Here is an 11725-nt window from a genome sequence, read left to right on the forward strand (position 1 = left end):
CCTATTTTTAATAAGTTTAAAATCATAAAATACTTAATAAATATATTACTGCACTGGAATTAAAAGGGAAAAGGAGGTAGGATAATTGACTACACTTAGTAAAAAAAATCTGACTTATTCGTTGATATTAATAAGTATAGTTGCACTTGTATTTGGAATTGTATTATCCATAACTATTGGGGCTAAAGATATGAATCTATCGACTGTTATAAGTAGTTTAATAAATATGGAAGATGGAATAAATATGAGAATAGTGAAGGATGTTAGACTTCCAAGGGCAATAGCAGCAGCACTTGTTGGAGGATTTTTAGCAGTTTCAGGTGCTATAATGCAAGGAATAACAAGAAATCCTATAGCTGAACCTTCTGTTATAGGAATTACACAGGGAGCTACATTTGCTATTGCAATATCATTAGTACTTCAACAAAAATTTCCTAAACTTATACATGGTAACTTTAGTGTAATGATATTTGCATTTATTGGAGCAAGTATAAGTGGTTTATTTATATATTTTGTAAGTTCAAAATCAAGAGGAAGAGTTAATAATGTAAAATTAGCTCTCGCAGGGGTAGCTCTTGGTACATTGTTAATTTCTTTGGCCTCTGCAATATCTATGTACTTTAATCTATCTCAGCAATTAAGTTTTTGGATATCAGGAGGACTTGTAGGCGTAACGTGGGAAGGTATAAAGCTATTATTTATAGTTGGAGGTATTGGATTTATCCTATCTATGATTATGGCCCCAAGAATAACTATCCTAAGTCTTGGAGAAGAAGTGGCAATAGGGTTAGGGCAAAAAACTGACATTGTTAGATTTATATGTATAGTTTTAGTAATATTAATGACTGGAGCATCTGTTTCAGTATCAGGTAATATTATTTTTATAGGTCTTATAGTTCCTCAGATAGCTAAAGGAATAGTAGGCTCAGATTATAAGTATATAATACCAAGTTCTTTGGTTCTAGGAGCTGTGCTACTTGTATATACGGATATATTAAGTAGAATGATAAATCCTCCATATGAGACTCCAGTGGGCTCTATAACAGCTCTTATAGGAGTTCCAATATTTATATATCTTGTTAGAAAGGGGAATAAATAGGTGCTATGAAAAATATTATAAAAACAAATTCTAAAACTTTACTTGTTATTTCAATTTTAATGGTACTTATTTTTATTGCTTTTCTAGTTAGTTTAAATTTAGGTTCATTTTCTATAGAACCAATGGATGTCATAAAGACTTTTATAGGACAAGGTCAACGTAATCATGAAATTGCAATATTTAAACTGAGATTGCCAAGGATAATAATAGCTTTATTGGTTGGTTCAGCATTATCAACAGCAGGTGTAATACTTCAAGGAGTTACAAAGAATGATTTGGCTGACTCTGGAATTTTGGGTATAAATTCAGGAGCAGCATTATTTGTAGTAGTTTATATATATCTTATGAATGGTAATGTTTATGAAGGTATGAGTAATCTCACTGTATTTACAATGCCAGTTGTTGCACTTGTAGGAGCTTTGTTTGGAGCATTTTTGATATATTCTCTTGCATGGAAAGGTGGAATAAATTCATCAAGGTTACTACTGATTGGTATAGGTGTAAATATAGCTTTTACTTCAATTTTGACGATATTTCAATTGAAATTTACAACACAAGAATTTAATAGAGTTATGGTATGGACATCAGGTAGCATTTGGGGAACTAGTTGGAAATATGTAATAGCTGTACTCCCATTTATAGTGATTTTTATGGGAATAACTATGTATAAGGCTAAGTATATTGATGTCTTGAACTTAGGTGATGAAGTGTCTACAAGTCTTGGTGTAGATGTGGAGAAGCAAAGAAGAAGACTCATAATATATGCAGTAATTTTATCTGGTGTATCAACATCAGTAGCAGGTAGTATTTCGTTTTTAGGTTTAATAGCACCACACATAGGAAGAAAGATAATAGGTCCGAGACATAAAAGACTAATACCAGTATCAGCACTGATAGGTACATTATTACTTTTGGTGGCAGATACTATATCTAGAAATATTCTTGCTCCTATAGAAATACCAGTAGGTATAGTTGTATCCATAATAGGAGTACCATACTTTATTTATTTAATGTTGTCAAATGATTAGGAAAGGGTGTTACTATGAATTGTATAAATACTAAAAATCTAAATGTATCATATGGAAATACAGATATTATAAAAGATTTAAATTTAAATATACCAAAAGGAAAAATAACTACTATAATAGGGGCTAATGGTTGTGGAAAGTCTACAATACTTAAAACAATAGGGAGAATTATTAGTCCTAAAAATGGAAGTATATATATAAATGGAGAAGATATATATAAGAAAAAATCTAAGGAGATAGCGAAAAGTATGGCTGTACTTCCACAAAGCCCTCAAGCTCCTAGCGGGCTTACTGTTTCAGAGCTAATTTCATATGGAAGATTCCCTCATAAAAGTGGATTTGGAAATTCTAGTAGAGAAGACAGAGATATTGTAAATTGGAGCTTAGAAGTTACTGGAATTTCAGAATTTAAGGATAGAAATATGGAAGATTTGTCAGGCGGACAAAGACAAAGAGCATGGATAGCTATGGCTTTGGCACAAGAGACTGATATACTTTTGTTAGATGAGCCTACAACATATTTAGATTTAGCTCATCAATTAGAAATACTAAAATTATTAGAGGAATTAAACAAAAAACAAGGAAGAACTATTGTCATGGTAATACATGAACTTAATAACGCAGCACGATTTGCTGACCACATGATAGGTATTAAGAAAGGTAAGATAGTTTGTCAAGGTAATGCATACGATGTTATGACAAAAGACAATCTGAAGGAGTTGTTTAATATCGATGCAGAGATAGCTACAGACCCAAGGACAAATAAACCAATTTGTATAACTTATGACATGGTATAAATGGTGACAACATGGAAAATCAAGAAGCATTAAGACATGAAAAAATATGGATTTTATTATTTAGATACTCAATACCTGCAATAATAGCTATGATGGTAACATCGCTTTACAATGTAGTAGATAGAGCCTTTATTGGTTCTATGGAAGGAGTTGGGTCTATAGCTATTGCAGGACTTGGTGTAACTATGCCAGTGTTTACACTGATAATAGCTTTTGGAATGTTAGTATCAGTAGGTGCTAGTACAAGCTTGTCTATAAAACTAGGAGAAAGAAATAAAAAAGAAGCAGAAAAAATATTGGGTAATGCCCTTACACTATCTATAATTATTTCTATAATTATAACTGTATTAGGATTAGTTTTTTTAGAAGACATACTTTTTCTTTTGGGAGCAAGCAAAGATTCAATATCTTATGCAAAAGATTATATGAGTGTTATATTGCTTGGAACTCCATTTAATCTAATTGCATTTTCTTTAAATAATGCAATTAGAGCAGAGGGAAATCCTAAGTTAGCAGCTAGAACAATGATAGTAGGTTGTATACTAAATTTGATATTAGACCCAATATTCATATTTGTGTTTAACTTAGGTATAAAAGGAGCAGCTATAGCAACTGTACTCTGTCAAGTAGTGGTGTTTACTTGGGTAGCACATTATTTTATAAGAGGAAAATCTAATTTAAAATTAAAAAAATACAATTTAAAATTAGATACAAATATAATAAAAAAAATATTTGCAATAGGTATGACACCATTTGCAATGGAAGTAGCTATAAGTATAACTCATGTATTTACTAATAACTCTCTAAAGGCTTATGGTGGAGATTTAGCTATTGGAGCTATGACAGCTCTTACATCTATTTTATTGATGTTTATGATGCCAGTATTTGGTCTAAATCAAGGTATGCAAACTATAATATCATATAATTATGGAGCAAAGCAATTTGAACGTGCAAAGAAAACCTTAATATTGTCTATCATAGTATCTATAGTTATATTATCTTTTGGATTTTTAGTAGTGCAGGTATACCCTGAAGTATTTGTTGGCATATTCAATAAAGATTCAAATCTAATGGAAATAGCTGTAAGAGGTATAAATATAAATTTAATCACCTTACCTATAATGGGGATTTCTATTGTTGGGCCTGTGTATTTTCAATGTGTGAGTAAAGTTAAACATTCTATGTTTTTGACTCTTTTGAGACAGTTTATCTTATTTATACCATTAATTATTGTACTTCCAATTCGATTTAATTTAGATGGAGTTTGGTTAGCACAGCCAATTGCAGATTTTATTGCTATGATAATTGTATTATTGTTCTTAAGACGAGAATTTAAGATGAATCAAGCATAAAATGTTGAAAAATAAAAAGTCCTGTCTCAAAATGATTAAAATCATTTTATAGAGACAGGATATTATTTTACAGCATCGTTTGTATTGACTTCATCTAGTGTTTTTCCAAAAGTCATTTTTTCAAATATTTCTTGAGGTATAGGTTTAGAAAAAACATATCCTTGTATCATATCACAATTAATTTTCTTTAGATATTCCATCTGTAAGATTGTTTCAACACCCTCTGATACACTATTCATATTTAATTTTTTTGCTAGCTCAACTACAGATTCTATTACATAATTTTCAGATACATTATCTGCGTTGGGAGAACTAAAAAATGCTCGGTCAAGTTTTAGAGTATCAACTTTTATTTCTTTTAGCATGTTAAGTGAAGAATATCCACTTCCAAAATCATCTAGTGAACATTGAAAACCTTCCTCATGGATTTGGTCTATTACATTGAGTAACATTTGTAAGTTATCAAAGATGAGTGTCTCAGTTAATTCGATTTCCAAAAGTTTAGCAGGGACATCGTATTTATCACGAATTGTTTTGTATTTTTCTAAAAAATCTTTATTATTTAAATGAGCACGTGAAAAATTAACTGAAATAGGTATTGGAGTTTCCCCATTATCTATCCATTTTCGTATCATGGCACACGATTTTTCAAACACATAATGGTCAAGTTTGATGATGAAGCCATTTTTTTCAAAAAAAGGAATAAAATCATTTGGTGGAATAAGACCTCTATCTGGGTCTTGCCATCGCACTAATGCTTCTGCACCTACAATATTATTGTTTTTAAGGTTTACTTTAGGTTGGAGATAGACTACAAATTCATTATTATCTAATGCTTCTTCCATTCTATTTTCCATTTCTTTTTCTTTAAGCATTCTCAAACGTTCTAAATCACTATAAAATACACATGTGTAAAGTGGATGAGTTACAGTATTTCCTTTAATGTTTTTTCGTGCTACATTTGCACGGTCTTGAATTGATACTAGTGGTATATTTGGGTCATCAATTTTATAGACACCTATGGAAAGAGCTATAAAATATTTACATTCTTTATCTTTGTTGAAACTGTTAATATCATTTGTAATATTTTCTATGTACTTAAGAATTTCTTTTTGTGAAATAGTTTTAATAAGAATATTAAACTGGTCATTAGAAACTCTACAAAGTAATTCTTCTCGTTCCAAATAATTAGCAATTACATCATGTATATATTTTAATGTTTTATCTCCAGCATCACTACCAAAAGAATCATTAATAAGTTTGAATTTATTAATATTTATAGATACTAATGAATAGGTCCCTGCTGAAGTTGATTCTATGATTGCTTTAGCTTCCATATCAAAACGTGCCTTACTATAGCCTTTAGTTACAGGGTCTACATAGGCGATTTTTATAAGTTGCTCTCTATTTTTGCGATTTATAAATATAATCAACATGATAAGTAATAAAAATAATATAATAATTAAAATGTTGATAAAGACTGCTTTTTTTAGAAGTAAATCAAACTGTGCATTTGCTACCTTTACTGGAACAATTGAAAGTAGATATAGGTTTTCCTCTTCCAGAGGAACATAGTGCATAGCTTTATAAATACCATCATCCAATGTAAAGTACATAGAACCTTTTTTGTTCTCTTTTAAATTTGTCTTCATTTCTCTAAGAGTATCTTTACCAGTATAGCTTCCATGTTTTTTAATTGTGTCAAAAAAGTTTACAACATTTTTTGGTGCGTTTTTGTTGTCTGAACTTACAATGAAATTCCCATTTTTGTCAATGATTTGAGAAAATCCTTCACCCCCAAAACTCTCCACGCTTAGTAACGTTCTCATAGTATCAAGAGTATTCCAAGCAGTAATAGCTCCAGTTATTTTATCATCTTTATAAAGTGGTACAGAATATAAAATTCCATATATACCAGATTGAGATTTGATTGGAGTAATTGTCTCTTCACCTTGAAGAGCTTTTCTATAAAAATACTGCCCTCTAACATTACCTGTACTTTCATCAGTTCCTATAAAATTCCCACTAGAATCAGCAACACCTAACCAATCAAACTTCAGTAATTTTGATTTTTTAGATAAATATTCAGTGACATTTTTATTGTTATCACTAAACTGAAAGTAAGTATCTCCTATAGAGTATAATATTTTAAATATACTTTTACATTTTTCATTAATTGTAGTGGAGACACTCTCTGAGATTTCTGTAAGATACCGCTCTGTTTCACGATGAGTTACTTTACGCAGTGTCATAACAAAAGAAACACAAACTAAGGACACAATTATAAGGAGTGTTAGTAATAAGGTAATTATTATTTTTTTATTTTGTACGCTTTTAGTATACATTTTTTATGTTCCATCCTCCATCCTTTATTGGCTTACAAAGAAGACTCCTCTCAGACATATTATACCAAATATTTCTATCTGTGAAGGTACTAAATTTTATCTTTACGTCTATTCTTATGTAAATTATTTTAAAAAGTAGAGAAGCTATTCTTATAATTTATACTGGAATTTAATTAAATAATATTGTTATGAATTAGAATATTTTATAAATAAAAAAAGAACTGTTTTCAAAATTATTTTAACTATTTTGATACAGTCCTTTTTGAGGTTGAAAAAACATTTATAAAAGATTTTTAATTTATAGTATATGTATAAATATTGAATTCATAAAACAATACCTTATATTTATTACAAACTAGAAAGTAGATGCAATTCTGTAAATACCAAATTCTCTATGGCCAAGGCTTTCAGCTTTAGTGTGTTTACCATTACATACTTCCACTATTTCATCGAATATTTCCTTACCTATATCTTTAATTTTAGCGCCCTCTGTTATAATTCTACCTGCATTTATATCGATATTATCTATCATTTTATTGTATGTATCACTGTTTCCAGTAATTTTAATAACTGGCGAAATTGGGCTTCCTGTTGGAGTACCTCTACCAGTTGAGAAGATTACAATCTGTGCACCACCTGCCACCATACCAGTGATAGAATCTATATCTTGACCTGGAGTATCCATAAAATATAAACCTTTTTTATCTGAAGGTAAAATTTCAGCATATTCAAGAGCACCCTTGAATGGTTTGTTCCCTGCTTTATACATACAGCCAAGTGATTTTTCTTCAATTGTTGATAATCCACCAGCTTTATTACCTGGAGTAGGTTGACCACTACGTAAATCTTCTCCCATAGTAATTGCTCTTTTTTCTACATCATTTACAAATTTAAGAAATTTTTCTTTCATGTTTTCATCTTCAAAGCGAGTAGCCAATAAATGTTCTGCACCAATTACTTCTGTAGTCTCACTTAATATACTACTGCCACCCTCATCTATAAGAAGATTTGATGCAATTCCTATTGAAGGGTTTGATGCAATTCCACTTGTTGGGTCAGAGCCACCACATTCAAGTGCCAATGTAATTTCGCTCATATCAAATTCAACTCTTACTTCTTTTGATATTTCACGAGCCATCTGACTTGCTATTTCAGCACCTTTAGCTATTGCTTTTAGTGTTCCACCACATTCTTGTATAACAACATAGTCGACTTTTTTTCCTGTTGTAGATATTTCAGATGCTAAATCTTTTGCTTGAATACCATCACATCCAAGTCCAACTACTAAAACAGCAGCTACATTAGGGTTTTTACCAAATCCTATCAATGTTTTTTCTGTAAGCTCTATATCAGAGCCAATTTGACAACATCCATGTTGGTGTGGGATAGCTATTGCTCCAGGAACAAGTGCTGCAACTCTTGTAGCGGTCTCACTTGAACAGACAGATGTTGGAATAACTAAAATATGATTACGAATACCATATTGTCCATTTTCTCTTAAATAACCCATTAATTTCATTTTTATTACCTCCTATTTTTTATCTCCGCGACCACGCGTACTTTCAATATTATGTACATGAACATAGTCACCAGTTTTTATGTCAACTGTTGCAATTCCTATAATCTCTCCATATTTATAAACAACATCACCTTTTTTCACATCTTCTGTAGCCATTTTATGAAAAACAGGAATATTATCATTTACTATATAAGATTTTCCATCAATTGAAACTTTTTCACCTTTAACTAAAGGTCTAACACATGTAACTAGATTGTCTTTTTCATTTGCATGAATAATTGCATTCATATTTTTACCTCCTAAAAATATTAGTTTACTTCTATGTTTTTATTTGTTTTAAAAATAGCTTTTTTTCTTTTTTCTCTTTTATCCAAATAGGAGACGAGCATTGGACAGCATATTGCTGTAACAATGATAGCTGCAGCAACTTGTACTGTTGAAACAGCCGCAATTGTAGCAAGTGTAGGGTCAATAGCGGCTAAAGCTTCAGGAGTACCAGCCGCATTACCTGCTGTCGTACCAGTAGCTGCACCTACTGCTGGATGTTCTGCACGTATAAGTTTCATTACAAAATATCCACCCATACCTGTTATTAGAGTTACAGCAAGACCTAGTATAACTCCAGGGAATCCAGCAGTTATAATTTGGTTAAAGTTTAATGCAGCTCCTAAAGGAAAAGCAAAGAAAGGTATTAACAATGTTGTACCAGGTGCAAGAAATTCTCGTATATCTTCATCGAGATTACCAAGTATAAATCCAAGTAATATTGGTATGAGTGCTGCAAATAAAGCTACTATAGGCACATTTGCAAGTCCAGTTACTCCAAAGGCAAGCATCGTAAAAAATGGACCATCATTTAGAGATAAGATAGATATCGCACCAACATCTGTAGAATCTCCATATTCACCAGCAAGAGCAGCAAAGAGACCTCCATTTGAATTAGTCATAGTAGCAACTATAGCAAGAGGTGTAATACCAATTATGCCTTTAGGCCCAATGAATTTACTAACAATAATACCTAGTACTGCACCAATTACAAATTTTGTTGCCGTGAGTACTATGCCCTTAGTCAAAGGTTTGCCTGCTTGTCTTATGTTGATTTGAGCGCCATTACATAGACAAAATAGAGCAAGTATACTCATTGCACCAGTTTTAAATAAGGAAGTTGTAAATCCTCCAATTTCAAGAGCCTGTGGACATACTGTATTAAATAGTGCTCCCAATAGCAGGGGACAGACCATAAGTCCTCCTGGTATCTTTTTCACCGATTTTAAGATATGCATCTAGTATCACTCCTTTTAATTTTTATATAAGTACTTAAAAGCAATTACTATGCCAATAGAGGTGTTATATAGTTTTTATTTTTATAAGTATTTTTAATATTCGTATAAAATACTGTAGATTGCTTAGATTAAAAAAATTATATAGAAAAATGTAGCGAAAAAAATAATCTATTTATTATGTAGTAGAATTTTAAATAGAAATAAAGAAACGTTTTATGTATTAAAATTAAACATAAAACGTTTCGATATATTATATATGTATTATTTTTAAACATCACTTTCAATTTCTTTTAACTTTCTCCATAGGGTAGAGCGAGTGATTTTTAGTATTTCACAAGTTTTTGTAGTGTTTCTATTATTTTCATTATAGACTTTATAGATATATTTCTTTTCTAGTGTTTTCAAGTCTAAGTTATTACATTTAAAATCAGCCTTATCTGTATCATTTATAGTATTTGCATATTCACTATTGTATTTTTCTGATAAAATTGAATCAAATGATTCTATAATAACAGCTCTCTCGATTATTCCTTCTAATTCTCTTATATTTCCTTCATATTCTTTTTCAAGAAGAGCTTGTCTGATATTTGGAGTGATAATTAAAGGTATCTTATTGTATTTAGCTGAATATTTTTTTATGAAAAATTCTGATAATTTTATGATGTCTTCTTTTCTCTCCTTGAGTGAAGGAAGATACAATGTTAATATATTTATTCTAAAGTAAAGGTCTCGTCTAAATAAACCGTCACGCATCATATCTTTTAAGTCTTTATTTGAAGCACAAATTATTTTTACATCTATGGGAATAACTTTATCACCACCAATTCTCATAACTTGCTTTTCTTGCAAGACTCTTAATAATCTTCCTTGAAGTTCAATTGGAATTTCACTTATTTCATCGAGAAAGATTGTTCCTTCATGTGCCAATTCAAATACACCTGTTTTTCCTTTTTTTCTTGCTCCTGTGAATGAGCCCTCCTCATATCCAAAGAACTCACTTTCTATTAAAGATGGAGGTATTGCAGCACAATTTACAGCAACAAAAGGAGCATTTTTACGTTTGCTATAATTATGAATACTTTGACAAAATAACTCTTTACCAACACCAGATTCCCCTGTAATAATCATTGGAGTATCATAGCAAGCATATTTTTTTGCAACTTCTATACAGTCTTTTGTTTTTTCACTTGCATAGATTATATCATCAAATGTGTATTTAGCAGATAGACCTTTGTTTAATAGACTTCTTCTTATTGTATGTTCAAATGAACTTATTTCCTTACTGTCTTGAAATGTAGAAACTGCTCCTTGAATTTGACCATCAACGATAATTGGAACTCTATTTGTAATGATTTTTGTACTTCCTATATTCTGTATTTCACCAATTTGTGGTTCCATGGTTTCAACTACTTGAGGTAAAACTGTGTTTGGAATAACATCTATAACATTATGATAAAGTGCATTTTCTTTTTTTATACCAAATATTTTTTCAGCACTCTTATTAAATAATGTGATTTTAAAATTTTTATCAACTGTTATTATTCCATCATGTACAAAATCTGTCATAGCTTCTATCTGTAATCTTCTTTTTTGCTCATCTTTAGTTGCGTCAAGTATTTGTTCAGCTTGTTGAATGGCTCTAAGTATGTTTTCTTCTCTAGATTCAATTAATATTCCCTTACAATTAAGTCTTTCAACAATATGTGCAACAGTAGTATCACCTATATATGTATTGATGCCTTTTTTTCTATATTTTTCTATAGCATCATAAATTTCTTCTTCCTTTTCAATTTCAATCATCGTTATTTTCTTATTCAATATTTCTTCTATAATATCAAAGCCATATATAACATTATTAAATCCAATTATCCCAAATGGTTCATTTGAATTTTTAACTTCCTTATAGCTTTCTATAATATCATAAGCATCTACTTTAATCTCAACTATAGGTATGTTATATGTTTCTTTTAACATATTGTAAGTTCCACCTCTACTTATGATAATTCTAGTACCATGGTTAATACTTTTTTCGGCGAGTGGTATTCCTTCTTTTAAATTACCAAATACAACATCAATGTTTGTATACTTATATTTTTTTACTATGTGAATCGATTTTTCATAGGTTCCTTTAGTAGGAGCAATAACAAGTATTTCTTTCATAATAATTCCTCCATATTTCATCAAATAAACTTAAAGATTATTATCATAACTAAATTTTATCAGTGATATTTTAATATTTTACTTTATATTTAATTCTAAATAAAGTATTTTTAAATAAATTATTATAAAAGACTGCCTAAAA

General features: G+C 30.3%; 9 protein-coding genes. 4 read left to right on the top strand and 5 right to left on the bottom strand.

Features of this window, described 5'->3' with window-relative positions:
* Nucleotides 1-85: 85 nt before the first annotated feature.
* Genes IC219_RS09990 through IC219_RS10005 form a run of 4 tightly spaced genes read left to right on the top strand, consistent with a single transcriptional unit; the run spans nt 86 to nt 4276 of the window.
* Nucleotides 86-1099 carry a FecCD family ABC transporter permease gene (locus IC219_RS09990; protein ID WP_227433984.1) on the top strand — a complete coding sequence of 338 codons (1014 nt, stop codon included), beginning with the start codon at nt 86-88 and terminating at the stop codon, nt 1097-1099.
* A 5-nt stretch (nt 1100-1104) separates the two neighbouring features.
* Nucleotides 1105-2127 (top strand): iron ABC transporter permease, encoded by a 1023-nt coding sequence (locus IC219_RS09995; protein WP_227830886.1) that lies wholly within the window; start codon nt 1105-1107, stop codon nt 2125-2127.
* A gap of 14 nt (nt 2128-2141) precedes the next feature.
* Nucleotides 2142-2924, top strand: coding sequence for an ABC transporter ATP-binding protein (locus IC219_RS10000; protein ID WP_227433986.1), 783 nt, complete (start codon nt 2142-2144; stop codon nt 2922-2924).
* Between the two features lie 11 nt (nt 2925-2935).
* Nucleotides 2936-4276 (top strand): MATE family efflux transporter, encoded by a 1341-nt coding sequence (locus IC219_RS10005; RefSeq protein WP_227830885.1) that lies wholly within the window; start codon nt 2936-2938, stop codon nt 4274-4276.
* Between the two features lie 62 nt (nt 4277-4338).
* On the opposite strand, the gene IC219_RS10010 is transcribed toward IC219_RS10005, so the two are convergent.
* The 5 genes from IC219_RS10010 to IC219_RS10030 form a co-directional block, all read right to left on the bottom strand.
* On the bottom strand, nt 4339-6621 hold the full coding sequence (locus IC219_RS10010; RefSeq protein WP_227830884.1) for an EAL domain-containing protein: 2283 nt from the start codon (nt 6619-6621) through the stop codon (nt 4339-4341).
* Nucleotides 6622-6976: 355 nt separating this feature from the next.
* Complete coding sequence (locus IC219_RS10015) at nt 6977-8140, bottom strand: UxaA family hydrolase (protein WP_227824348.1); 1164 nt, start codon at nt 8138-8140, stop codon at nt 6977-6979.
* A 12-nt stretch (nt 8141-8152) separates the two neighbouring features.
* Nucleotides 8153-8428 carry a UxaA family hydrolase gene (locus tag IC219_RS10020; protein ID WP_009891186.1) on the bottom strand — a complete coding sequence of 92 codons (276 nt, stop codon included), beginning with the start codon at nt 8426-8428 and terminating at the stop codon, nt 8153-8155.
* A gap of 20 nt (nt 8429-8448) precedes the next feature.
* Nucleotides 8449-9423 (bottom strand): 2-keto-3-deoxygluconate permease, encoded by a 975-nt coding sequence (locus IC219_RS10025; RefSeq protein WP_227434334.1) that lies wholly within the window; start codon nt 9421-9423, stop codon nt 8449-8451.
* A 267-nt stretch (nt 9424-9690) separates the two neighbouring features.
* The gene (locus IC219_RS10030) at nt 9691-11583 is read right to left on the bottom strand and encodes a sigma 54-interacting transcriptional regulator (protein WP_227434335.1); all 1893 of its coding nucleotides are present in this window, start codon (nt 11581-11583) and stop codon (nt 9691-9693) included.
* Between the last annotated feature and the right edge of the window lie 142 nt (nt 11584-11725).

This window comes from Clostridioides sp. ES-W-0018-02 (assembly GCF_020658175.1).
In the GTDB taxonomy this organism is placed as follows: domain Bacteria; phylum Bacillota; class Clostridia; order Peptostreptococcales; family Peptostreptococcaceae; genus Clostridioides.

Excerpts from the sequence above, each read along its gene's own strand:
- IC219_RS09995 (WP_227830886.1), top strand. The coding sequence starts at position 1,105 with ATGAAAAATATTATAAAAACAAATTCTAAAACTTTACTTGTTATTTCA.
- IC219_RS10000 (WP_227433986.1), top strand. The coding sequence starts at position 2,142 with ATGAATTGTATAAATACTAAAAATCTAAATGTATCATATGGAAATACA.
- IC219_RS10005 (WP_227830885.1), top strand. The coding sequence starts at position 2,936 with ATGGAAAATCAAGAAGCATTAAGACATGAAAAAATATGGATTTTATTA.
- IC219_RS10010 (WP_227830884.1), bottom strand. The coding sequence starts at position 6,621 with ATGTATACTAAAAGCGTACAAAATAAAAAAATAATAATTACCTTATTA.
- IC219_RS10015 (WP_227824348.1), bottom strand. The coding sequence starts at position 8,140 with ATGAAATTAATGGGTTATTTAAGAGAAAATGGACAATATGGTATTCGT.
- IC219_RS10020 (WP_009891186.1), bottom strand. The coding sequence starts at position 8,428 with ATGAATGCAATTATTCATGCAAATGAAAAAGACAATCTAGTTACATGT.
- IC219_RS10025 (WP_227434334.1), bottom strand. The coding sequence starts at position 9,423 with ATGCATATCTTAAAATCGGTGAAAAAGATACCAGGAGGACTTATGGTC.
- IC219_RS10030 (WP_227434335.1), bottom strand. The coding sequence starts at position 11,583 with ATGAAAGAAATACTTGTTATTGCTCCTACTAAAGGAACCTATGAAAAA.